General features: G+C 54.7%; 19 protein-coding genes. 11 read left to right on the forward strand and 8 right to left on the reverse strand.

Going from position 1 to position 23,054, the window contains the following annotated elements; all coding sequences use genetic code 11:
- The first annotated feature begins 31 nt into the window (after nucleotides 1-31).
- Nucleotides 32-895 (forward strand): SUMF1/EgtB/PvdO family nonheme iron enzyme, encoded by an 864-nt coding sequence (locus P0120_14085; protein MDF0675447.1) that lies wholly within the window; start codon nucleotides 32-34, stop codon nucleotides 893-895.
- Between the two features lie 167 nt (nucleotides 896-1,062).
- Here P0120_14085 and P0120_14090 read toward each other — a convergent pair whose 3' ends face one another.
- The 3 genes from P0120_14090 to bioF all read right to left on the reverse strand — a co-directional run bounded on the left by P0120_14090 (nucleotide 1,063) and on the right by bioF (nucleotide 4,603).
- Complete coding sequence (locus P0120_14090; protein MDF0675448.1) at nucleotides 1,063-2,238, reverse strand: PilT/PilU family type 4a pilus ATPase; 1,176 nt, start codon at nucleotides 2,236-2,238, stop codon at nucleotides 1,063-1,065.
- A gap of 26 nt (nucleotides 2,239-2,264) precedes the next feature.
- Nucleotides 2,265-3,323 (reverse strand): type IV pilus twitching motility protein PilT, encoded by a 1,059-nt coding sequence (locus tag P0120_14095; protein ID MDF0675449.1) that lies wholly within the window; start codon nucleotides 3,321-3,323, stop codon nucleotides 2,265-2,267.
- Nucleotides 3,324-3,442: 119 nt separating this feature from the next.
- Complete coding sequence (bioF, locus tag P0120_14100; protein MDF0675450.1) at nucleotides 3,443-4,603, reverse strand: 8-amino-7-oxononanoate synthase; 1,161 nt, start codon at nucleotides 4,601-4,603, stop codon at nucleotides 3,443-3,445.
- A gap of 149 nt (nucleotides 4,604-4,752) precedes the next feature.
- On the opposite strand from bioF, the gene P0120_14105 reads away from it, so the two are divergent.
- Nucleotides 4,753-5,535 (forward strand): tetratricopeptide repeat protein, encoded by a 783-nt coding sequence (locus tag P0120_14105; GenBank protein MDF0675451.1) that lies wholly within the window; start codon nucleotides 4,753-4,755, stop codon nucleotides 5,533-5,535.
- A gap of 55 nt (nucleotides 5,536-5,590) precedes the next feature.
- Here P0120_14105 and P0120_14110 read toward each other — a convergent pair whose 3' ends face one another.
- Complete coding sequence (locus P0120_14110; GenBank protein ID MDF0675452.1) at nucleotides 5,591-6,901, reverse strand: transglycosylase SLT domain-containing protein; 1,311 nt, start codon at nucleotides 6,899-6,901, stop codon at nucleotides 5,591-5,593.
- A 288-nt stretch (nucleotides 6,902-7,189) separates the two neighbouring features.
- Between P0120_14110 and P0120_14115 the strand changes: the two genes are divergently transcribed.
- The 9 genes from P0120_14115 to P0120_14155 all read left to right on the forward strand — a co-directional run bounded on the left by P0120_14115 (nucleotide 7,190) and on the right by P0120_14155 (nucleotide 18,332).
- The gene (locus P0120_14115; protein ID MDF0675453.1) at nucleotides 7,190-8,332 is read left to right on the forward strand and encodes an alanine--glyoxylate aminotransferase family protein; all 1,143 of its coding nucleotides are present in this window, start codon (nucleotides 7,190-7,192) and stop codon (nucleotides 8,330-8,332) included.
- Between the two features lie 17 nt (nucleotides 8,333-8,349).
- Entirely contained in the window at nucleotides 8,350-9,948 is a 1,599-nt protein-coding gene (serA, locus tag P0120_14120; GenBank protein MDF0675454.1) for a phosphoglycerate dehydrogenase, read from the forward strand.
- A 103-nt stretch (nucleotides 9,949-10,051) separates the two neighbouring features.
- Nucleotides 10,052-11,365 carry an ATP phosphoribosyltransferase regulatory subunit gene (hisZ, locus tag P0120_14125; GenBank protein MDF0675455.1) on the forward strand — a complete coding sequence of 438 codons (1,314 nt, stop codon included), beginning with the start codon at nucleotides 10,052-10,054 and terminating at the stop codon, nucleotides 11,363-11,365.
- Complete coding sequence (gene dnaB, locus P0120_14130) at nucleotides 11,362-12,714, forward strand: replicative DNA helicase (protein MDF0675456.1); 1,353 nt, start codon at nucleotides 11,362-11,364, stop codon at nucleotides 12,712-12,714. Before hisZ ends, dnaB begins: the two co-directional genes overlap by 4 nt.
- 157 nt (nucleotides 12,715-12,871) lie before the next feature.
- On the forward strand, nucleotides 12,872-14,650 hold the full coding sequence (locus P0120_14135; protein MDF0675457.1) for a tetratricopeptide repeat protein: 1,779 nt from the start codon (nucleotides 12,872-12,874) through the stop codon (nucleotides 14,648-14,650).
- Between the two features lie 337 nt (nucleotides 14,651-14,987).
- Complete coding sequence (locus tag P0120_14140) at nucleotides 14,988-15,587, forward strand: prepilin-type N-terminal cleavage/methylation domain-containing protein (protein MDF0675458.1); 600 nt, start codon at nucleotides 14,988-14,990, stop codon at nucleotides 15,585-15,587.
- A 78-nt stretch (nucleotides 15,588-15,665) separates the two neighbouring features.
- A complete protein-coding gene (locus P0120_14145) occupies nucleotides 15,666-16,592 on the forward strand; it encodes a hypothetical protein (GenBank protein ID MDF0675459.1) in 927 nt (308 codons plus the stop codon).
- Nucleotides 16,593-16,608: 16 nt separating this feature from the next.
- Nucleotides 16,609-17,574, forward strand: coding sequence for an ABC transporter ATP-binding protein (locus P0120_14150; protein MDF0675460.1), 966 nt, complete (start codon nucleotides 16,609-16,611; stop codon nucleotides 17,572-17,574).
- Entirely contained in the window at nucleotides 17,571-18,332 is a 762-nt protein-coding gene (locus tag P0120_14155) for an ABC transporter permease (GenBank protein ID MDF0675461.1), read from the forward strand. Before P0120_14150 ends, P0120_14155 begins: the two co-directional genes overlap by 4 nt.
- A 126-nt stretch (nucleotides 18,333-18,458) precedes the next feature.
- Here P0120_14155 and ilvD read toward each other — a convergent pair whose 3' ends face one another.
- The 4 genes from ilvD to P0120_14175 form a co-directional block, all read right to left on the reverse strand.
- Nucleotides 18,459-20,132, reverse strand: a complete 1,674-nt coding sequence (gene ilvD / locus P0120_14160; GenBank protein MDF0675462.1) for a dihydroxy-acid dehydratase — start codon at nucleotides 20,130-20,132, stop codon at nucleotides 18,459-18,461.
- 17 nt (nucleotides 20,133-20,149) lie between these two features.
- Nucleotides 20,150-20,797 carry a Spy/CpxP family protein refolding chaperone gene (locus P0120_14165; GenBank protein MDF0675463.1) on the reverse strand — a complete coding sequence of 216 codons (648 nt, stop codon included), beginning with the start codon at nucleotides 20,795-20,797 and terminating at the stop codon, nucleotides 20,150-20,152.
- Nucleotides 20,798-20,904: 107 nt separating this feature from the next.
- A complete protein-coding gene (locus P0120_14170; GenBank protein ID MDF0675464.1) occupies nucleotides 20,905-21,960 on the reverse strand; it encodes a J domain-containing protein in 1,056 nt (351 codons plus the stop codon).
- Nucleotides 21,961-22,037: 77 nt separating this feature from the next.
- Nucleotides 22,038-22,973: an ATP-binding protein gene (locus tag P0120_14175; GenBank protein MDF0675465.1), complete on the reverse strand. Its 936-nt coding sequence runs from the start codon at nucleotides 22,971-22,973 to the stop codon at nucleotides 22,038-22,040.
- Nucleotides 22,974-23,054 lie beyond the last annotated feature (81 nt).

The following is a 23,054-nucleotide window of genomic DNA, read 5'->3' on the forward strand; positions in this document are numbered from 1 at the left end:
CCTGAGGCCTTGAACTTCCCATCATACCGTTATGATCAATCAATTTGGATTATGGCTGCGTCTCATTGCTGTTCTTTTTCTTCTTGATCAATGGCCTCTTGGCGTTGTCGCTTTTCCGGAAGAAGGGCAACGAGATGGTGCCGCTGTGGAGATCATCAAGGGCAATGACGGGGCGTCCATGGTCCTCATCCCTGCCGGACCCTTTCTCATGGGCAGCAACGATGGTTTGCCGAACGAGCGCCCGGAACATCATGTCACAGTCGACGCCTATTACATCGATCAATTTGAAGTCACCGCCGGCCGCTACCAGAAGTTTGTCGAATCGGCCAAGCGCGGCTTGCCGCCGATGTGGGATGATGAAGCGGCTCGGACCCTGAGCGACCTCCCTGCCGTGGGGATGTCGTGGCCTGACGCAGTGGCATACTGCACATGGGCTGGTCGTCGTCTTCCCACTGAGGCGGAATGGGAGAAGGCTGGGCGTGGGACGGACGGTCGACGCTATCCGTGGGGATATATGCAGCCATTTGTTGATATCGCAAACTACAATCGAGGGATGTGGGTCAATGAAGCGACGACCTTGGTTCCGGTCACCAGCGGTCTCGCAGGAATGAGTGTGCGACACGGTCTGAAGGAAGGTGGCAAGAGTCCATATGGGCTGGCTCATATGGCCGGCAATGCGGCGGAATGGGTGGCTGATTGGTATGACCGCGAATATTACCTCAAAAGCCCAGAGCAGAACCCGACCGGTCCAGCGGCTGGTGAGAAGCGCGTGATGCGAGGCGGATCTTGGGCCGACTTGCCGGTCGCGCTGCGCGTGACTGCTCGATTTTCAGCTGAGCCGGATTTTGAAGATCGCACGATCGGCTTCCGGTGCGCAGCGGATGCCGATAAGTAACCTCTTCTCCCTTCAAACGCAGCGATTTGTGGTGCGAGGCTACCTTGAGCATACGATGCCGAATTGGTACGGATCCCGACTCAGCGCTCTGGCTCTTGAGAAGATGGCGTCGTATCTTCAGCGTCAAACCGAAGGGAGTTCGGTCCCTTGAGGATCATGCGGGTGATCTATCGTTTGCGAAGCGGAGTGACGTTTCCGGAAGCGCCGCCCTGAATCTTAAACGCGTCGGTGTCCTGGCCTCCCAACTGTTTGTCGAGCAACGCGTTCACGGCGTCATCGCCTTTGAGTCCTTCAAGTTTGATTTTCAGACGAAGGTTGTTCGCGCTATCGGCATTGATGAGGGCTTGCTCCAGTGAGATCTTGTTCGTTTTGTATAATTGAAACAGCACGTGATCGAAGGTTTGGCAGCCTTCGTCCACTCCCTGTTCCATCGCTTCTTTCAACGTATCGACCTCCGCTTTTTTGATCAGATCCTTGATGCGCGGCGTGTCCAGCATGATTTCCAAGGCGGGGACACGTTTGCCGTCGACCGACGGAATCAATCGCTGTGAGATGATCGCGCGAAGATTCAGGGACAGTTGCAGGTAGATCTGAGCATGGCGTTCGACGGGAAAGAAGTTCATGATGCGTTCGATCGCCTGGTTGGCGTTGTTGGAGTGCAGAGTGCCAATGCACAGGTGCCCGGTCTCGGCGAAGGTAATCGCCGCTTCCATGGTTTCCGTATCGCGCACCTCACCGATCAGAATCACATCCGGAGCTTGACGGAGTGTATTCTTCAGCGCGTTTTGGAAGGTCAAGGTATCGAATCCGACCTCGCGCTGGGTGATGATGGACTTCTTGTGCTGATGAACAAACTCGATCGGGTCTTCCACGGTAATGATATGGCCCTGGTGGATGGTGTTGCGATAGTCGATCATGGCTGCCAATGACGTCGACTTCCCGGAGCCGGTTGCGCCCACCACCAGCACGAGGCCACGTTTGGTCATCGCGATATCTTTGATGATCGGGGGGAGTTGCAACTGTTCGACGGTCTGAATATCCGCTTTGATGTGACGGAAAACCAATCCGACATTACCCCTCTGCCTGAAGATGTTGACGCGGAACCGACCCAACTCTTTGTAATAGAGCGCCAGGTTCATCTCCATCTTCTCTTCGAATTCACTTCGCTGTTGCCCCCGCATCAAGGCCAATGCCAGTGCTTCGAGCTGTTCGTTGGTGAACGGGGGAGCGTCGGTCGGCTGAGTGGCGCCATGGACGCGGTAGATCGGCGAGGCGTCGACGGTCAAATACAAGTCCGAGGCTTCGCGGTCCACCATGACTTTTAGGAGACTTCGAACATCCATCGGATGTGCTCCGCCTTGTGTGCGTGCTAAGCCACTCCGGCCATCGGCGCACCGAAAAGATTGGGGTTCATGCTGCGGGACTGTGCTTCGGCCTTATGGACCATTCCCCGCGTCGCGAGATCGACCAACGCCATGTCCATCGTTTGCATGCCGTCTTTTTGGCTGGCCTGCATGATCCCCGGGATTTGGTGCAGTTTGGCTTCCCGGATGAGATTGCGCACGGCCGTTGTCGCAACCATGATTTCGAGTGCGGCGACGCGTCCGCCGGCTTTCTTCTTCAGCAACGTTTGGGTGATGACGGCTTCCAACGCCTCCGATAGCTGGGTCCTGATTTGCGCCTGCTGCGCCGGCGGGAATGCGTCGATGATGCGGTCGATCGTTTTGGGCGCGCTGGATGTGTGGAGGGTGCCAAAGACCAAGTGCCCGGTTTCTGCGGCGGTCAACGCCAACTGGATCGTCTCCAAGTCCCGCATTTCGCCAACCAGGACGATATCCGGATCTTCGCGAAGCGCCGACTTTAGAGCGTTGGCGAAGGACAATGTGTGAACACCGAGCTCGCGTTGATTGACCAGGCATTTCTTGGATTTGTGGACAAACTCGATGGGATCCTCGATGGTGATGATGTGACCTTCAAACGTGTTGTTCAGATAGTCCACCATGGCCGCAAGCGTGGTGGACTTCCCTGATCCGGTCGGTCCGGTCACCAAGATCAATCCCTTTTCCTTGTCGCAGAGTTGGCGAAGAATCGGCGGCATGCCGAGTTTTTCCAACGGAAGAATGGTGGTCGGAATATTCCGAAAGACGGCGCCTAACCCACGCTGTTGCACGAACACGTTGACGCGGAAACGGGCGATGTCCCCGAGTTCGAACGAAAAGTCACATTCTCGCTTTTCTTCGAAGGTCTTCCGCTGAGCGTCATTCATCATGTCGTAGATGAGGGCGTGTGTTTCTTCGGGAGTAAGGAAAGGATGGTCGAGCTTTTTCAGATCGCCGTGAATACGAATCATCGGGGGTTCGCCGGCACTGATATGACAGTCGGAGGCGCCTTCCTTTACTGAGAAGGTAAGCAGCTTGGAAATATCCATCGCCCGTGATCCTCGGTGTTATGGGTTGTTCGTGAGGTAAAAATCTTCTGTGCATCATGCCATAGCAAAGCCTGAAAGCAAGAAAATAGCCGGAAGGCGCGTGCCGATGAGGAGGTCGATTAGAGGAGGCCGGTCTCACGACCCGCGAGGTCAAGCGCATGAAGCGCTTCGTCAATCTGCTCGGTCGTGTGTTCCGACGTCACAGTGAAGCGTATGCGGCTGGTTCCAGCCTGAACGGTCGGCGGGCGGATTGCGGAAGCGTAGATTCCATGAGTGAGCAGTCGTTCGGCTAATGCTGATGCAGTGGCTGCGTCGCCCACCAGGATCGGCAGAATTGGACTGACGGTCTGCGTCATCCGAAAACCGAGCTTCTGCATTCCATTGAACAGCCGTTGTCGATTCGACCAGAGCCTCATCCGACGTTCTGGTTCGCGCTGAATGACCTCGATCGCAGCCGCGGCGGCCGCCGCGATGGCGGGTGGAAGCGCTGTTGCAAAAATGAATGGACGGGTCACGTTGACTAAATACTGAATCAAGTCGTTGGGCCCGACGATGTAGGCCCCATGGTTTCCCAGTGCTTTACTGAGCGTCCCCATGTGAAAGGGGATTCGTTGTTCCAGACCGAAATGTTCGATCGTTCCCCGGCCGGTCGGCCCCATGATGCCGGTCCCATGGGCATCATCGACATACAACGTCGCTTCATATCGCTCGGCCAGCGATACCAGATCCGACAAAGGAGCGAGGTCGCCATCCATGCTGAATAGCCCTTCTGTGATGATGACAGTGGGACGATTCGCTCGCCGCCGTCGAAGCAATGACTCCAGGTGCGTACAGTCTCGATGGCGGAATATCCGAAAATCGGCTCGGCTCAATCGACATCCATCGATGAGACTGGCATGACACAATTTATCCGCTAGGATCAGACCTCCTTGCCCGATGAGGTTCGGAATGACACCGATATTTGCTAAATAACCGGCTCCGAACAACAGGGCGGCTTCCGTCCCTTTAAAGGTCGCAAGGGAGGTCTCGATGCGCATATGGGGAGGGAGAGTTCCACTGACCAGTCGAGAAGCTCCGGACCCAGTCCCATACTGTTCCGTTGCATGTATTGCGGCGCCGACGACTTCCGGATGGGTTGCAAGTCCCAGGTAATCGTTGGAGGACAGCAAGATGACCTCGCGTCCCGCATATTGGATGGTCGGCCCGGTGCCTGACTCCAAAGGAGACAATCGGCGCATAAGCGATCGGTCAGCGAGTTCTTTGAGCTTGCTTCGAAACATGCTGATTTGAAACTTTCTTTAGAGCCTCACAGGTCGTGACCGTACAACGAGTGTATTCCGACTGCATTGACAAGCAGAATTCATCCTTAGTATAAGACAAAAGTTCTGGAGCAAATAGTCTGGTCTCAACCGTGAAGTGATGATTTCTGATGACCTACCGAATTAAAGTTCCGCCTCGGACATTGCCGGTGGATGAAGCTCACCTCGTGAGTGGGCTTGAGCACTGGGTGCTCGGACTGGCGAACTACCGCTGGTCGATTTTGGTCGGGTTCCTGCTTCTCCTTTTGATAGGGGGGGGGATGTGGGGTGTCTTCTGGTATGATGCACAAAATGCCGACAAGGCTCAGGAGCTGGAACGAGAAGCGACACTCCATCTCTTTACACGTGCGGCCAATGATCCGCAGAAGGCGGCCGCCAACCTGAAGGAAGCAATTGCCCTGTATAAGAGGATACTCGACGAGTATCCTCGAACTCCGACGGCCCCACTCGCACAGTTTAGTCTTGGAAATGCCTATCTTCAGTCCAACGACCTCGCGTCAGCGATCGAAGCCTATACCCGGTTTATCTCCACGTATGGGGCTCATGTGTCGCTTCTTGGGCTCGTACAGCAAAAACTGGGGTATGCCTATCTGCTCAAGGGAGATCTGGATCAAGCGGCCAAGGCCTATTCGACGATCCTCGAGATCCCCGGCGCGATGAATCGGGATTACGCGCTCTTTGAACTTGCCAGGTTGGAAGAGAATCGCCCTAGACTGGATGAAGCCTTGAAGCGTTATCAGGATCTGATGAAGACCTTCCCGAATTCTCCCTTGACGAGCGAAGCCGCCATGCGTGTGAAGGTGATCGAAGCCAAGAAAACTCCCGAGCTGTCACCCACTTCAGCAACTCCTGCTCCTCCTGCTTCCAGCCCTTCGAAGCCATCCAAGCCGTAGACAAGCTTCTTCCCTCGGAGAGCGGAGCTCCTCACTCGTTCAAGACCGGTGCGTCCTAACGAGTGATCACCAGGAACTCCCCCGCCTTAATCGCCGGATTGGACAGATTGTTCAACGCTTTGAGAGTTTTAAGCGGAATATGAAATCGTCGAGAGACTTTCTCAAGCGTGTCACCCATGCGGACCCGGTATCGGCGGGCAGCATCGGTCTTGACACGCTGACTGCTGACATGCAAGGGAGGGAACTTATGGGTAGGGACTCGGTCGATCAGTTCGACTACTTTGGCGCTCGTTCCCACTGGGACCTTGAGATGATACGCCGAGTCATCAGGAGGTGTCGCATCTCGCCGCAGCTCTGGATTCAGTAACCGCAGCTCGGCGTACGGAATCCCTGTCACATTGGCAATCGCGCGGAAGTGCAAGGGGCGGGTCACCATGACCTCTTCAAATTGGTGAAGAGGGACCGGATCTTGATTGAAGCCGTATTGGTCGGGGTTCTTCGCAATAATTGTCGCAGCCATAATCCGGGGAACGTATTGCTTTGTCTCCCGCCGAATAAGTTTTGTTTTTGAGATTTCTGAAAAGGACTCCGCCTGAGCCTTCTGAAGGGCTCGCAGGACCTTCCCTTCGCCGGCATTGTACGCCGCCATCGCCAAGGGCCAAGCGCCGAATAAATCATAGAGGTCTCGCAGGTACCGCGCCGCGGCGACAGTGGATTTGATAGGGTCACGACGTTCGTCAACATAATGATCGATCCGCAACCCATAGAGCTGTCCAGTGCCTTTCATAAACTGCCATGGACCTGTGGCTTTTGCTCGTGAATAGGCGTAAGGGTTGAAGCCGCTCTCAACAAGGGAGAGATTCACAAGGTCGCTCGGAAGGTCGAATTCGGCAAAGATGTTTTCGACCAGCGGACGATAGCGGCTGAAGCGCAGGAGCCATTGCTCAAACCTATTTCGAATTGAGGTGTTGAAAAAATGAATGTGGCTTTGCACGGTCTGATCGATGACGACGGGGATGTTGTACACCGGACCTTGAGTATCGACACTCGTCGCGTCCGGAGTGTCTAGAGCGGCCTTACCAGGTGTCTCGTCAGGTTGCTCTGCAATACCGTCCGCCGATGGGAGGTCGGGAGGAGAAACCGTCAGCTCAGGCTCTAAAGGGACCAGGTTTGAGTCAATGCCATCATCTTCTTGGGGTGATTCTATTTCACCGGCAGGATTACCTTGTTCACCAACAGGACTACCCTGGTCACCGGCAGAATTACTCTGCGCCCGCGCCTCAAATGCGGGCAACAGCAGAGTGGCACTGAGTACGGCCGCGATTGTCGCTTGAGTCCCCCGCAGTCTGACACACATTGTCATCATGGATAGCCTCGATCGCATCAAAGATTATCGATCCACCACATACTTGTCAAGAAATTGAGCGGGCAAGATGCTGGTGCTTTCGTGGCATGCCAAGAGAGGAGAAAACGGTGTGCGGGGGAATTTGAGACGATGTTTTGATGTTCTATAGCGTCATCGCAAGAGAAAAACTCCTGACGCAGGCTTCGTTTACGCCGATCGATTTCTTGACAGCCTCCCGGCGCAAATGATAGCGTACCGGCTCTCCCAGTGGAACCCCATCAGAATTGCATTGTCAAGGAGGATCGATCAATGTTGAAGCGGTATCTCTTGGCTCCTGGCCCAACGCCCGTCCCTCCGGAGGTGTTGCTGGCGATGGCTCGTCCGATGATCCATCATCGCGCACCCGAGTTCGATCCGATATTCGCGGAGGTCCGCGAAGGACTCAAGTGGTTGTTTCAAACACGGAATGATGTCCTGATGTTGGCGGCATCCGGAACAGGTGGCATGGAAGGGGCAGTTTCAAACTTTTTATCTTCTGGCGACAAGGCCTTGTTTGTCAACGGGGGCAAGTTTGGAGAGCGCTGGGGCAAAATCTGTAAAACCTTTGGAGTCCAAGCGAACGAGATCAAGGTTGAATGGGGACATGCGGTGAATCCTCAGCAAGTTGCTGATGCTCTCAAAAAAGATCCTTCGATCAAGGCAGTGTATGTGCAAGCCAGCGAAACCTCGACGGCCGTCGCTCATGATGTCAAGGCGCTCGGTGAGCTTATCAAGGGCTATGACAATACGATTTTGGTGGTCGATGCCATTACAGCCCTGGGTGTATTTGACATCAAGACTGATGCATGGGGTCTGGATGTCGTGATCACCGGCTCCCAGAAGGCCCTGATGCTGCCTCCCGGCATGGCGTTTGTCAGTGTCAGCGATAAGGCGTGGGCCTTAGCCGACAAGGCTAAAAATGCCGCCTTTTATTTCAACTTCAAAAAGGAACGTGAAAACCAGGTCAAGAATCAGACCGCATTTACGCCGGCCGTCTCGCTTATTATCGGACTTCAAGAGGTCTTTCGAATGATGAAGACGGATGGGCTAGAAAAAATATTTGCACGGCAGGGTCGGCTGGCTCTGGCGATGCGAGAAGGTGTGAAGGCTGCCGGGATGACTCTGTTCCCAAAGGAGTCGCCCAGCGATGCCTTGACGGCGGTGTGTGCTCCTGATGGAATTGACGGACAGGCGATTTATAAGAATCTCCGTGTGCAATACGGCATGACCGCGGCCGGTGGACAAGATCACCTCAAGGGGAAGATATTTCGACTATCTCATATGGGATATGCGGATTCTTTTGACGTGATCGCGGCACTAGCCGCTACTGAGATGGTCTTAAAAGGGCTCGGCCATCCGGTGAAGCTGGGAAGTGGTGTCGGAAAAGCGCAGGAAATCTTGATGGCAAAGTAATCACGGCGAGGATGCACATGGTTGCAGCGGGAATGAAAATTTTGATCAGCGACAGCTTGTCGAAACAAGGCGTCGATGCGCTCGAAAAGGCGGGATTCACCGTGGTGGTGAAATCTAAAATGCCGAAGGACGAGCTGTTCAAAGAGATCAAAGACGCCGACGGACTTATCGTGCGATCCGGCACCAAGGTGACGGCGGAACTGATTGCTGCAGCGGAGAAACTCAAGGTCGTCGGAAGGGCAGGGTCCGGCTTGGACAATGTCGACACCCCTGCTGCCACCCGCCGGGGCATAGTCGTCATGAACACACCGGGGGGCAACACTGTCACCACTGCCGAGCATACGATGTCGATGATCTGTGCGATGAGCCGGCGCATTCCCCAAGCCACTGCGTCAGTGAAAGCGGGCAAGTGGGAAAAGGACAAATTCATGGGCGTCGAGCTCTACAACAAGGTGCTCGGCATCATCGGCGCTGGACAGATCGGCAGTCACTTGACCAAGATGGCGCAAGGTATCGGCATGAGTGTCGTCGCGTTCGATCCCTACCTAGCGTCTGAACGAGCCGAACGAATGGGCGTGACGATGTTGGACCTCGATGCACTCTTCCGGCAGGCGGACGTGATTTCGGTCCATACACCGCTCACGCAGGAGACACGCGGGATCATCAACGCAGAGTCCATTGCCAAGATGAAGCCCGGCGTGCTCATTGTGAATTGCGCCAGGGGTGGCATCATCAATGAGCCCGATCTGTGTGAAGCATTGAAAACAAAGCGCGTCGCCGCCGCCGCCTTCGACGTGTTTGAAGAAGAGCCGGTCAAGCCGGACAATCCGCTCCTCGCCTTGGATAACTTCATCTGCACCCCGCATATTGGAGCCCAGACGACCGAGGCTCAGGAAAACGTCGCGATTGGAATTGCGGAACAGATTGTCGACTACTTTACCAAGGGAGTGGCCAAGGGTGCGGTCAATATTCCGTCGGTCGCTCCGGAATTATTGCCTCGGTTGCAACCCTTTCTGACGTTGGCTGAGAAGCTCGGCGTCCTTCAAACTCAGCTTGTTCAGGGAGGAATCGAACGAGTTATGGTGGAATACAGTGGGGAGGTCGGCGCGCTCTCACTCGCGCCCGTGACCATCGCCGTCCTCAAGGGCCTGCTCACCCCTATTATGGAACACCCAGTGAACTATGTGAATGCCCCTATCGTGGCGAAAGAGCGAGGTATCGAAGTCAAGGAAATTAAGAGCACGGATGCCGGGGATTTCACAAGCTTGATCCGGGTTCGGGTCGAGGCCGGCAAGGTCTCACACCAAGTTGCAGGGACGCTGTATCACAAAAAAGAAGCCCGCGTCACGGAGATCGACCAATTTAAAGTTGAAGTTGTGCCAGAGGGGCATATGTTATTGATTCACAATGTCGATCGTCCAGGGGTCATCGGTATGGTCGGAAAGGTACTGGGAGATCGGGGAATCAACATCGTGCGGATGCAGTGTGCCTTGGAGAAGCGGGGAGGGGATGCGTTGCTGATCATCGGTTCCGATACGGAGTTCTCATCTGCGGTCCTGGATGAGATCCGGTCGAGCTCGAATATTCTGTCCGTCAAGGTCGCCAACCTCTCGTAACGATTATCGCGACCAGGTTATTATGGCCTCTGCTCCTCCTCTGCGTAGGACTTCTCCGGGGCAGTTCCCTCTTTTCCGCGAGCACTCACTGGTTCCAGTCGGGATGGCCACCATCCTTCCGGAAGCCGCGCGCCGTGTTCGGCATCTGGAAGCCGAATTGTTGGCGTACTTCAATCGATTTGGGTACGACGAAATTATCCTTCCGACATTCGAGTATCTCGATGTGCTGGCGCCAGGCCTCGAATCAACGCTGTTAGAGAACTCCTACAAGATTGTGGACCGGACGACCGGCCGTATTCTGTTGTTGCGGCCCGACGTCACGGCTCAGATTGCCCGCACGGTGGCGATGGGCATGGTGGGCGTGCATTTTCCGTTGCGCTTGTCGTACCGGGCCACCGTCTTTCGGTATGAACCGGAACATGCCGGCCGGGATCGAGAAATCTTTCAGGTAGGCGTCGAGTTGATCGGGGCGGATGATCCATCCGCCGATAGTGAAATCATCATACTGTTGATCGAGTGCCTACGGCAGGTCGGACTGCGTTCGTTCAAGATTTCCCTGGGGCATGTTGGGTTTTTCAAAGGTCTCCTCATCCGTGCGGGACTCTCGCCGGAAGGGCGGAAGCGAGCTGAGCAAGCAGCATCACGAAAAGATGTACCGAGGCTTGGGGAAATCCTGTCGCAAGAGCGGGCGACCAAACGGTCGGCTCATAGAATTTTGGAAGCGCTGGAACTTTGCGGACAAGCTGAAGTGCTATCGAAAGGGCGCGCATTGGCGAAGGGTGAGAAGTCGTTGGTCCAAGCATTAGATCGGCTGGAGAATGTTTATCGGTTGCTCTGCACAACCGGATTTCAAGAGGCCGTCTTGCTGGATCTAGGAGAATTCCGAGGATTCGACTACTATGACGGCATTGTCTTTGATGTCTTTACCGACGGGATTGGGGTGGAGTTAGGCGGCGGTGGGCGCTATGATCACCTCATCGGACGATTCGGTCGGAACCTTCCGTCAACCGGGTTTGCTCTCAGTGTGGACCGGCTCTTCCGTGGGCTGAATCTTTCCGAGACGACGAAGTCTGTGGATCCGGAGGTCTTGGTCATAGCGCCCCGAAGGTTGTCGACGCGACTGGTTTCGGTCGCGCAACAACTTCGCCGGGGTGGGATACGAGCGGTTCAACGATCCGTGGATCCATCGGGACGGGGCTTGATCGGTGCCGCGGTCAAGGCCGGTCTTGAAGCAGAAATCGATACTATCATCGTGGTCGGTGCGGACAGCCTTGCATCCGAACAGGTCGTCGTCCTTCATCAGGGCGACCGCCCGCGCGTCGCGGGATCGAGCGGCCGCGCTCATGTTCGCAAGAGGACCATGTCGGTCGCTGGTCTCATCGCAAGTTTGCGTGCCGACCTCGAAGGGGCGTTATGAATTCCCTCGGGACGGTGGATCTCTCGCAACCTAAACTACCGCCGCAGAACTTGGAGGCGGAGCAATCGGTGCTCGGCGCCATCCTCCTCGATAACGTCGCCATGCCGAAGGCGATGGAACTGCTGGTGGAGGAGGATTTCTATCGAACGGCCCACAAAAAAGTCTACCAAGCCATGCTTGAGCTGTCCGACACCGGAGAAGTGATCGATCAGATCACGCTGACGGAGCGATTGAAATCGCGCGGTGAACTCGAGACCATCGGAGGCGCGGCCTATCTGGCTGAACTCGTCCAAGTTGTTCCCAGTTCCGCCAATATACGGTATCACTGCAAAATCGTCCGAGATAAAGCCGTACTCCGCGAGTTGATCAGTACCTCCACCGAGGTGCTGACCAGGGGCTATGAAGGCACCGCCTCAATCGATGACCTGCTCGATTTTGCCGAGCGGTCGGTCTTCAGTATTGCGCAAGGCAAACTCGAACGGTCGTTCAGCCCGATCAGTCAGGTCATTAAGGAAAGTCTGGATGTCATCGATAAGCTTTCGAAGCGAAAGGAACACGTCACGGGAGTACCCACAGGGTACTACGACCTCGATGATATTACCGCGGGGCTTCAGGCTTCGGACTTGGTGGTGGTCGCCGGGCGGCCGAGCATGGGTAAGACGAGCCTCGCCTTGGGGTTTGCGACGCATGCCGCCATTCACGCCGATGCAGTAGTGGGGATCTTCAGCTTGGAAATGTCCAAGCCGCAGATCGTCCTTCGTATGCTCAGTTCTGAAGCGAGAGTCGATTCCCATGCGTTGAGGACGGGGAAACTTCAAAAGGAGGATTGGTGGCGATTGGCGGAGGCGGCCGGCCGATTAGAACAAGCACCGATCTATATCGACGACACGGGCGGCATTACCGTCCAACAGATGCGCGGCAAAGCCCGCCGACTCAAGGCCGAGAAAGGTCTTGATCTTCTCATCGTGGATTACCTCCAACTCATGCAAGGGCGAAGCGACTCGGAGTCTCGTCAGCAAGAGATTTCCGATATTTCCCGCTCATTAAAAGCATTGGCGAAGGAATTGAACGTGCCGGTTGTGGCCCTGTCCCAGTTGAGTCGTGCGGTGGAGGCACGTAAGCCTCCAATCCCCATGCTGGCCGATCTGCGAGAGAGCGGTGCGATCGAACAGGATGCCGATGTGGTCATCTTCATTTACCGCGAAGACGTGTACGATCAGAATTCGGAGCGCAAAGGGATTGCCGACATCATCGTTAGTAAACATCGTAATGGTCCCATTGGGAAAAAGGAGTTGTTTTTCCAGGACCGATTCGCCAAATTCGAAAGCCTCGATCTTCGAGAAGCATAGCCGGAGAGTCATTTGCGCATCGCCTTGACACTCGGTATAATCATCTTATTCAGTCGCCCTCCACTTGTCCTGACGTAAGGTTATGCGAAACACACGAACGGTCTTGTACGGTCTGTAATTCAGACAGAATGGTATGCCCATGTTCATGTTGAGGACGATGCTGCTCTCGCTGTTTCTCTCCGGTGCCCTTGTCGCCTGCGCAACCTCCCCCCTGTCACAAACAACGCCTCCTCCACCCGCCACAGAATTGGCACCTCCAGCATCGGCACCCGAGTCGGATGCCACCTACCATTTTATGATGGGGCATCAAGCGGAACTCGCTCAGGATCTCGATACCGCGTTAAAGGAATATCATACCGCCCTGAAAGTCGACCCCAAATCTCGCGAGGTTAAATCTCGTTTGGCCGCTCTGTATTTCGCATTGGGTGATGTGCCTCAAGCGGTTCAGTACGCGGATGAAGTCGGAGAAGGAACGGGACAAGAACCGCAAATGCTGACCCACATGGCCGGTATCTTAGCCAGTGCGGGGAAGCCGGAGCGTGCGTTGGAGCTACTGGACAAGGGCATCGAACGCGATCCGGAAAGAGGTGAATCCTACTTTCCAAAGGGACTCATTCTCTTGAACCAAAAACGAATTGCGGAAGCGGAACAGGTCGTTAAGAAAGGGTTGCAATATACCTCGGATTCGCCGATCGGCTACTACTATTTGGGCCGCATTTCGATAGAAGCGGGCAATACCGAACAGGCCGTGGCCAACTTCGATCGGGCCATCGCGGTAAACCCGGCGTTCGAGCCCGCCTATTTAGCCCAGGCGTCAGTCCATGAATCACGTCAAGAGAAAGGCAAAGCCATCGCCGTCCTCCAAAAGTATCTCAACCAGGTGAATCCTCGGAACCGGGATATCCGACAACACCTCGTCCAGTTGTATATTGCGACCAAAGACTATGCTGGCGGTCTTGCAGAACTCGAAAAGCTGCTGGAGGACAACCCCGGTGACCTGGATGCGCAGTTACGCATGGCGCTGATCTATGGGGAGAAAAAGGAATTCGCGAAGGCGATCAGACAATTGACCGAGATCTTAATGGCCAAGCCAGCTGAACTTAAAGTGAGAGATTACCTCGGGTATTTATACGAAGAGACCAAGGATTTTCCAAAGGCGATGGAAACCTATCGCTATAATATTCATCTGGATCCAAAATTCGCCGACAGCCATATTCATCTGGGCATTCTCCTCTATCGCCTCAAGCAATTCCCGGAAGCGGTGACTCATCTCGATGAAGCCGTCCGTCTCACGCCGGCACAGCCTGAACCGCATATCGTCCTAGGGCTGGCACATTTCCAAAGCGAGCAATTCGAAAAGGCGTCACGGGCGTTTGAAGAGGGGATTCGGCACAATCCGAAGAGCGCCGATCTGCATTTCAACCTCGGCACGGCCTACGACAAGCTGAATCGGTTTGACGATGTGGAGCGTGCGATGGAAACCGCACTCTCCCTCGACCCGCATCACGCCGATGCCTTGAACTATCTCGGCTATAGTTATGCGGAAAGAGGCATTAAGATCGATCAAGCCTTGTCCTTGACGAAACGTGCGGTGGCGCTCAAGCCCGAGAACGGCTACTACGTCGATAGTCTTGGATGGGCCTTTTACAAATCCGGCATGCTAGCCGAGGCGCTCTCGGAGATCAAAAAAGCCGTGGCGATGGTCGGCGATGATCCCGTCATTTACGAGCATTTGGGGGAGATTTATTTGAAGCAGCGGAAGGTTGCCGATGCTCGCGAAGCCTGGCTCCACTCACTGGAGATCGACCCCTCCAATGAAAAGCTGCTCCAACGCTTCCGCGAGCAGGGCCTGGCCAATCCGGCCTATGAAAACCGTATCCAGCAAGCCAAACGCCGCGTATCAGAAAAAGCCCAGACTCAGCAAGCCATTCCTTAAGCTTTTCCCCACCGATCCTTTCAATAGAACATCCGGATCCTCACCAATTTGCTGAAAGCGGCATTACCACTTTGATGCCGAAGATGCCACATCGGTACAAGTCCGAGGGAATTGCCAATTCTTGGCACTCCGAAGCACATTGCGGAAGGATAACGGGCTAATTACCGATCCATCGCCTGCTGATTCTTTGTAAGTTGTTGCATAATCAAGGATCAATGCTAGGCTAGGCCTTGTCATTGATCGGCACCAAACCTGCTATGGCAACCGGTAGGCGGCAACATGAGCGCCGCGATGATTAACGGGGCCGTCAGTGAACCATCAACAAGGAGGCGGTACGATGTTTAAGTCGCTCCGTAAACAAGAGGGGTTCACCCTCATTGAGTTGATGATCGTCGTGGCGATCATCGGGATCCTGGCGGCCATCGCCATCCCCAACTTCCTGCAGTATCAGCTGAAGTCTCGGCAGTCAGAGGCGAAGACAAACCTTCAAGCGGTCCGCACATCAGAATTATCTTTTGGTGGTGAGCGTGGGTGCTTTCCTGGTATTGCAGCATATGGTGTGGTATTGCCAGCAGCCAACACTAAGACGATTCCATTTGCTTGGCAAAATGCGGCTCTTCCTGCTCCTCGTCCTGCTGGTACAGTGTGGTGCACGGGCGCTGGCGCAGTCTTTACGGGCAACTTCTCTGATATCGGGTTTGCTGCTTCGGGTAACGTGAATTTCTACTATGCCGTGCAAGCCCAGAACGCTCCTGGTCCTGGGCTGCCGATTGCGGCGTGCACACTTGCTGCGGCCAACGCGAACGGAAACGCGGTCGGTGGTGAGGTTGGGTTTATTGTGACCGCCAGTTCAAACTTGGACGGCGATGGAAACGTCTCGTACTGGGGAGGGAGCAATGACAACGGGGCAACCGACTGTACAGTGGGTGTCTACTAAGCAATTAGTGTGACATCTATGGCCTGGCCCGCCGGTGTGACAATCGGCGGGCCAGGCTGTTTCCACCGATAATTTCTCATGGCCTCTTCTTCTGTTCCTCAGGCAACCTCAAACTATACAGTCCGTGCTGCTCCAGCTGCATTTCTTATATTTTGGTTTGCTTTAGCTCTTGGCGTTATTATTAAGCTGCAACACAATTTAGAAAACCGGATTGATCAAGGCCTTACTCAGATCGAAGAACTAGCTCAACTGCCTCGCGGAGAGTATCTCAAGCCAGCACTGTTGGGATATCACCACCTCGGGGCAGATGTCCTGTGGCTTCGACTGCTGCAGGTACTTGGAAAGAAACGAAACACGGCAGACGAATATGAGTGGATTTATCATGGGCTCGACGTCCTCACCACTCTCGATCCACAGTATGACTACGCGTACTATGTCGGCGGTGTCGTACTGACCAACTTAGCCAATCGTGTTGATCTCAGCAACCAGCTACTTGAAAAAGGGGTTAAGGAGAACCCGCGTGAATGGAGCATCCCTTTCCTACTAGGCTACAACCATTACTTCATCCTTGGAGATGCAGCTAAGGCTGCCGAATACATAGCTGCCGCGGCGCAGCTACCAGGCGGCCCAGCGTATCTGTCTGGCCTTGCGTCACGCATGTACGCAGAGGCGAACAACCCTGACACAGCGCTCCAATTTCTTGAAGCGCTGTGGCGACAGACACAAGACGAGGGCATGCGCGAAGTCATAGCAAAACGGGCAAAAGAAGTCATGATCGAACGGGATATTCGCTTGCTGGAATCAGCAGCGCAACAATACAGAGTCGCACACGGACACCTTCCAGGAAAGCTGCATGAACTTGTGATCAACGGTCATCTCAGACAGCTTCCTCAAGAACCATTCAATGGGTCGTACGAACTAGATCCCGAGACTGGCAAGGTCACAAGCTCGACCCATCCTGACCGACTGAAAGTCTTCAGACTAGACAAGCAGGGTAAGGTATAAAGCTGGGTCAGAAATCATGGATGAAGTAGCCCAACTCATCGTCCAAGTCCAAGATTTTCGTAAGGTGTTCCGTGTCGGCTTTTGGGGCCAACGGGCGACGGCAGTTGATGGATTGTCGCTTGAGGTACGGCGTGGTGAAGTCTTTGGTTTTCTCGGCCCCAATGGCGCTGGGAAAACGACAACAATCAAAATGCTGATGGGGCTGATTTATCCGACTGGGGGAACTGCAACTCTATTTGGATTGCCCGTTGGCAATCCATCCGCAAAGGCCAAAGTCGGCTTTCTTCCGGAATCACCGTATTTTTATGATTATCTCACCAGCCGAGAATTCTTGCGATTCTATGGTCACCTCTTTGGGCTGGTGGGATCTGCGCTCGAAAAACGCACTGACGAATTGTTGGAACTAGTAGGCATGACACATGCCCGCGATCTGCAATTGCGGAAGTTCTCGAAAGGCATGTTGCAGCGCGTAGGGATCGCCCAGGCCTTAATCAATGATCCGGAGCTGGTCATCTTGGATGAACCAATGTCAGGACTGGATCCAATCGGGAGGAAAGAGGTACGAGATTTGATTCTGCGCCTCAAGGAGTCCGGCAAGACCGTGATGTTCAGTTCTCACATCCTGCATGATGCGGAACTGCTGTGCGATCGTGTGGCGATGATCATGAAGGGGAGATTGGTCGCCTGTGGGCTGGTCAGCGATTTGGTCGGACAGAGTGCCACGCAATCCGTGGAGATGGTCGTCGAGAGGCTCAATGCCGATGGCATGGAGCACTTACGTCCCTTCGCCAAGAAGCTCTTGACGCAGGGGACTCAAACGCTGATTGTGCTGAAGGACCAGCATCAAGTCAGGCAGGCTCTCGAAGTCGTGCGAACAGCCAAAGGCGAATTGGTCTCGCTGACTCCTCATCGCAGCTCTCTGGAGGATCTCTTCATCCGAATGGCCACGGGACTGGAGTCTCGCCTGCAGGAGGCGGCATGAAAGTCTGGTCGATCGCCTTCAACACCTTCCGGGAAAACCTTCGGGATAAACTTCTGTACAACCTCATAATCTTCGCCCTGTTGATGATCGGAAGTTCGCTGATTTTGGTGCGGCTCACGCTCGGGGAGTTTCAGCGCCTCATCTTGGACATTGGGCTCGGCAGCATCAACTTTTTTGGTGTCCTGATCGCCATCTTCATCGGCATCGGCCTCGTGAGTAAAGAAATCGAAAAGAAAACCATCTATACGATCGTTTCCAAGCCTGTCGCGCGGTATCAATTCCTTTTAGGAAAGTATCTGGGGCTCACTTTCACACTCTTCATCAATACAGCCATCATGGCGGCGGGATTGTTAGCGGTCTTGTCCTTTCAGGACGTTCCCATTCATGCCGTTTTGTTCAAGGCACTCGGGATGATTGTGCTGGAGTTCATGGTCATCACAGCAGTGGCGCTGCTGTTTTCCACCTTCTCAAGCGCGACACTCAGCGCGATCTTTACTCTGGCCATTTACGTAATCGGCCACCTGACGCCTGATTTGAAAGCGTTCGGTCAGAAAATGGAAGGCACAGGACGGACGGTGCTGGAGGGCATGTACTATATCCTGCCTAACCTGGATCGATTCAATCTAAAAGGACATGTGACTCATCAGCTTGAGGTGCCGGCTGGCGATCTGCTGATGATCGCGGCCTATGGATTGGCCTATACAACCTTTCTCCTCATGCTCGCCTCGGTCATCTTTCAGCAGCGGGACTTTCGCTAAGCCCATATTCTCTCATCCATTCCCTTGGTTACATAGTTTTTAACTATTAGTGGTGGCCTTCATGACAAGAGAATATTCCAGCTCAATAATTGATTACGGGAATTTACTTCAAGCTGAACTTTCATGTTAGCTGGTAACCGCGCCTTCTGATGCGGACGAGACGTGTCTGGCATATTTCGCCATCACGCCAGAAGTATACCGTGGTACCGGTGGTTTCACCTTTTTCAGTCGAGCGAGGATTTCCTTCTGCGAAAGGGCTACGTCCAGGCGACGTTTGGGAATATCGAAGGTGATGGCATCGCCGTTCTTGACCGCAGCGATGGGCCCGCCCTTAATGGCTTCAGGGGCTACGTGCCCGGCCATCAACCCATGTGTCGCTCCAGAGAATCGGCCGTCGGTAAGCAGCGCAACGGAGTTGCCGAGTCCGGCGCCGACGATCGCGGCTGTTACCCCTAACATCTCACGCATGCCCGGTCCACCTGACGGGCCTTCATACCGAATGACGACGACATCACCTGGTTTGATTTGTCCCGCCTTGACCGCCACGAAGGCATCTTCCTCCCGGTCGTACACCTTGGCTCGTCCTTGGAATTTCATCATCGAGTGGCCAGCCACCTTGACCACACAGCCCTTCGGTGCCAAGTTGCCCTTCAGAATGACAAGGCCGCCCGTCGGTTTAATGGGATGGGAGAGGGGACGCAGGACTTGTTGTTCGGGTGCTTCACGAGCCTGTGATGCCTCTTCACCGATTGTTCGACCTGTGACGGTGGGTTGATTCCCATGAAGGAGTCCTGCCTCCAGCAATCGCTTCGCCACCAGCGTTGTGCCGCCTGCCGCATAGAGATCGGCTGCAGCAAAGCGGCCGCCGGGTTTGAGGTCGGCGAGCAACGGGACTTTGCGATTGATCTTGTCGAAGTCGTCGATGCTCAGCTTGATTCCGGACTCACGGGCAATGGCAAGGAGATGCAATATGGCGTTTGTCGAACCTCCTGTCGTGGCGACGGCGGCAATGGCATTCTCCAACGACTTGCGGGTGATAATCTGACGCGGGCGCAGATCCTGCTTCACGAGCTCCATCACCATCTTGCCGCACTCATACGCAACATCGTCTTTCCGGCCATCCATGGCGGGAACCCCATTGAGACCCATCGGTGAAATGCCGAGGAATTCAAACGCAATGGCCATGGTATTGGCCGTGAACTGGCCTCCACAAGCTCCTGGCCCAGGGCACGCGTGATCTTCCAAGTCTTTCAGCTCGGCGTCTGTCATCTTTCCCGACGCATGTTTGCCGACTGCTTCAAAGACATCCTGAATGGTCACATCATGCCCCTGAAATTTTCCCGGCATGATCGAGCCGCCGTAGAGCATGAGCGACGGCACGTTCAATCGAGCAAGGGCCATGACCGTCCCAGGAATCGTTTTGTCGCAACCCGACAGGGCGACGACGGCATCAAACAAATGTGCACGCGCAACGAGCTCGATCGAATCCGCGATGACCTCGCGACTGATCAGGGACGCCTTCATCCCTTCCGTTCCCATCGAGATCCCATCGGATACCGCGATGGTGTTGTATTCGATCGGAGTTCCACCAGCGGCTCGAATGCCGGCCTTCACTCGTTCTGAAAGCCGCCGCAAGTGAAAATTACACGGCATGACCTCGATCCATGTATTGGCCACACCAACGAGAGGTTTCGACAGGTCGTCGTCCGTAAAGCCGACGGCTTTTAACATGGCCCTCGCCGGGGCCCGAGCTGGCCCACTCAAAAGATCATGGCTCTGAAGTTTCGCTTCTTTGTGCATGGTCCTTCCGGCTCGTGTCACTGTACAGACATGCCGCTGGGAGGGGTAGGCGACACACCTTCATGGGGATTCTTACCGTATGGGTAACCTCCATGAGGATTGCCACCATGCGGATAGGCGCCATATGGCAGTGCGCCTCCATGCGGGGTGCCGGACCCCTTGTGCTGCTGCATCACCTTGTCATGCTCGGAGTTTTCCTTCGCACGTTGTTCTGGGGTCAGCAGACTCATCACCTCGCGACGTGTCTTGATGGAAGTCATCCGCAGGCCGACTTGCAAATCTTCGCTTTGCTTCAGCTTGGTTTCGATCGCGGCGAGATCGGATTTCTCTTCATCGGTTAGCGCTCTCAGTTCACGTTCCGCGATTTGGATATCGGCTTCGGCCTTGATACGGGCTTTGTCAAGATTGAGCTGGATATCCTTCAGTTTGGTGACCTGGTCGGCGGTGAGTCCGATGTCCTTTTCGTGTTTCAATAGATGGCGGATCAGGTGACCGGTCCCGCTGTGCATCATCCCTTTACCATAGCCATGTCCTGCTCCAGCGCCATGCACGGCTCCACCATGGCCATAGCTCGGATCATTTGCCCAGAGGCTTGGTATGCCCACCATCAACAGACATGCCGACGTTATAGCAACACCAGCCGTGGTCTTGGTTATAGACGTCATGAATTCCTCCTTGGTTGAGAGACCTCCAAGTCAAAGCTTGCCATAGCAGTCAGCGCAACGCAAGCGAGTCTGTCGACTCAAAACCATTGTCGACGCCGATTGTATTCTCAACGCCGTTGGGCACTGTAGAGAAGCTCCGTTCGCGGATCCGGATGCCGTTCCTTGCTCAAACGTTCATACAGTATCCGTTCATCTTCGCTGATACTGGCGGGCAGGACAATTTGCAACGTCAGAAAAAGATCGCCATGCCCGCCTGTGGCGGAGGGAAGCCCCTTCCCCTTGAGCCGGAGTTTCCCGTCGGCCTTGCTGCCTGGTGGAACTTTGACTTTCACCGGCTCGGCTAAGGTGGGAGCGGTGACCTCTGCTCCAAGAATGGCTTCCCAAGGATAGATGGGCAGGGTGACATGTAAGTCCGAACCTTGCCGACGAAAGATGGGATCGGAGGGAATGACCACGTGAAGATATAGGTCCCCGCGTTTTCCACCATTTGTTCCAGGCTGGCCCTTTCCGGCAACTCTGACGCGCGTTCCCTCTTGAACTCCAGCAGGAATCCGCACTTCTATGGTTTTGTATTCGGACATCATTCCGGTTCCCTGACAGGTCGCGCAAGATCGGCCGCGCACGGTACCACTCCCTTGACAGGTCGAGCATGCCCGGGGTTCACGCAGATTTACACGTTTGGTGACACCGGTTAACACTTCACGCAATCCCAACTGGACTTCAGCCTCGATATCCTCTCCCGGCATTGCGGCATTGCGTCCGGCTCCGCCGCGTCCGCGGTTTCCGAAGAGGTTCTCAAAAAAATCGGAGAAATGCTCACTTCCGGATTCGCCACTGCCTTGACTGGTGTGGCCTCCTTCGAACTCCCATGGTCCGCCAAACCCTTGTGTTCTGGCCTGCTGACGAGCTTTCTCGAAGGCTTGAGCTTGATCCCAATCAGCCCCGTACTGGTCATACTTCTTCCGCTTATCCGGGTCAGTCAGAACCTCCTGTGCCTCGTTGAGCTCCTTAAATTTCTTTTCCATCTCGACCTTCTTTGCACCCGCGTGGAGATCGGGATGATACTGACGGGCCAGGCGTCGAAAAGCCTTTTTGATATCGTCAGTCGAGGCGGTTCTGGGGACGCCCAGGATGTGATAGTAATCGCGTGGAGTAGTTGCCATACGTGCTCTGAGACGAGAAACGCGATGGTACGGATCAGCTTACGGAGTATAGAAACGGTTTGCAAGGGCCGAAGGGGTCAACGAGCGGTCGAAGTTTTCGCCCGGGCCATAAGTTTACAGTAGGAGCAGGTCTCGGCCGTAGTCGGTTGGCCACAGCTGGAACAGGGGTGCAGTGACGAGCGATCTTTTTCCGCAACGGTCGTGGGTGTCTCGGTCGTGAGAGACTTTTCAAGAAACCCCCAGTAAAACATCTGCTTGGTGCCGGGCGACTCGGTTTCCAGGCGATTCAAAACCTCCTTATAGAGGAGCGTGCGCGCTCCTTGCGCCATTGGACACTCCTCAACAACATAGTCGATCTTATTCAGGACGCAATAGGCTGCCAATTCGCGCTCAGTCAAGCGATACAGAGGCTTCACTTTCTTGGCGAATCCATCGACGGAGGCGGGAAGGCTGGGACCTTGTTTTTCAAGGTATTCGGTCTGCCAATGCAGCACGTTTCCGAGCAGCCGAGCCGCTTCATCATCCAAATTATGTCCCGTCGCCATGACATCGTACCCATGCCGGATTGCCGCATGGTTGAATTGATAGCGTTTGATCGTGCCGCATGTCGAGCAAGTCGGACGGTGGGCCATGATGGCCAGCTCGCGAATGCCGGCGCCTTCTTCTCGGTCGACCGTATGAACATGGAGCACGGCGCCGTATCCTGCGGCCACGGTTTCGGAAAAGTGCACGACTCTTTCTCGTGATGATTCGGAATAGCCTCCGATCCCGAGGTTCACATACAGCGCATCGGTCTTATAGCCCAACTTCAGAAGAATATCCCAGAGAGCCAAACTATCCTTGCCGCCTGAAACGGCGACAAGGAGACGGTCAGTTTTTTCGAACATCTTCTGAGATCGAATCGCTTTGTGTACCTGGTCGTACACAAAACTGTTAAAGCAATTCTTGCAGAATGCTGCATGGTGGCGGGGTAACTTGAGGACTGCTTTGGTCTTACATTTCGTACAGTTCATCGCTCGGATCATACGGCGTAGCCGAGGTGATTGCAAATCGGTACCGCCACGGCATGAAGCGAGATGCTGAACGATCGGATG

Source organism: Nitrospira sp. (assembly GCA_029194675.1).
GTDB lineage: Bacteria > Nitrospirota > Nitrospiria > Nitrospirales > Nitrospiraceae > Nitrospira_D.

What these genes read in the sequence shown, in the direction of transcription:
- P0120_14085 (MDF0675447.1), top strand. Translation starts at nt 32, where the DNA reads ATGATCAATCAATTTGGATTATGGCTGCGTCTCATTGCTGTTCTTTTT.
- P0120_14090 (MDF0675448.1), bottom strand. Translation starts at nt 2,238, where the DNA reads ATGGATGTTCGAAGTCTCCTAAAAGTCATGGTGGACCGCGAAGCCTCG.
- P0120_14095 (MDF0675449.1), bottom strand. Translation starts at nt 3,323, where the DNA reads ATGGATATTTCCAAGCTGCTTACCTTCTCAGTAAAGGAAGGCGCCTCC.
- bioF (MDF0675450.1), bottom strand. Translation starts at nt 4,603, where the DNA reads ATGTTTCGAAGCAAGCTCAAAGAACTCGCTGACCGATCGCTTATGCGC.
- P0120_14105 (MDF0675451.1), top strand. Translation starts at nt 4,753, where the DNA reads ATGACCTACCGAATTAAAGTTCCGCCTCGGACATTGCCGGTGGATGAA.
- P0120_14110 (MDF0675452.1), bottom strand. Translation starts at nt 6,901, where the DNA reads ATGATGACAATGTGTGTCAGACTGCGGGGGACTCAAGCGACAATCGCG.
- P0120_14115 (MDF0675453.1), top strand. Translation starts at nt 7,190, where the DNA reads ATGTTGAAGCGGTATCTCTTGGCTCCTGGCCCAACGCCCGTCCCTCCG.
- serA (MDF0675454.1), top strand. Translation starts at nt 8,350, where the DNA reads ATGGTTGCAGCGGGAATGAAAATTTTGATCAGCGACAGCTTGTCGAAA.
- hisZ (MDF0675455.1), top strand. Translation starts at nt 10,052, where the DNA reads ATGGCCACCATCCTTCCGGAAGCCGCGCGCCGTGTTCGGCATCTGGAA.
- dnaB (MDF0675456.1), top strand. Translation starts at nt 11,362, where the DNA reads ATGAATTCCCTCGGGACGGTGGATCTCTCGCAACCTAAACTACCGCCG.
- P0120_14135 (MDF0675457.1), top strand. Translation starts at nt 12,872, where the DNA reads ATGCTGCTCTCGCTGTTTCTCTCCGGTGCCCTTGTCGCCTGCGCAACC.
- P0120_14140 (MDF0675458.1), top strand. Translation starts at nt 14,988, where the DNA reads ATGTTTAAGTCGCTCCGTAAACAAGAGGGGTTCACCCTCATTGAGTTG.
- P0120_14145 (MDF0675459.1), top strand. Translation starts at nt 15,666, where the DNA reads ATGGCCTCTTCTTCTGTTCCTCAGGCAACCTCAAACTATACAGTCCGT.
- P0120_14150 (MDF0675460.1), top strand. Translation starts at nt 16,609, where the DNA reads ATGGATGAAGTAGCCCAACTCATCGTCCAAGTCCAAGATTTTCGTAAG.
- P0120_14155 (MDF0675461.1), top strand. Translation starts at nt 17,571, where the DNA reads ATGAAAGTCTGGTCGATCGCCTTCAACACCTTCCGGGAAAACCTTCGG.
- ilvD (MDF0675462.1), bottom strand. Translation starts at nt 20,132, where the DNA reads ATGCACAAAGAAGCGAAACTTCAGAGCCATGATCTTTTGAGTGGGCCA.
- P0120_14165 (MDF0675463.1), bottom strand. Translation starts at nt 20,797, where the DNA reads ATGACGTCTATAACCAAGACCACGGCTGGTGTTGCTATAACGTCGGCA.
- P0120_14170 (MDF0675464.1), bottom strand. Translation starts at nt 21,960, where the DNA reads ATGGCAACTACTCCACGCGATTACTATCACATCCTGGGCGTCCCCAGA.
- P0120_14175 (MDF0675465.1), bottom strand. Translation starts at nt 22,973, where the DNA reads ATGAACTGTACGAAATGTAAGACCAAAGCAGTCCTCAAGTTACCCCGC.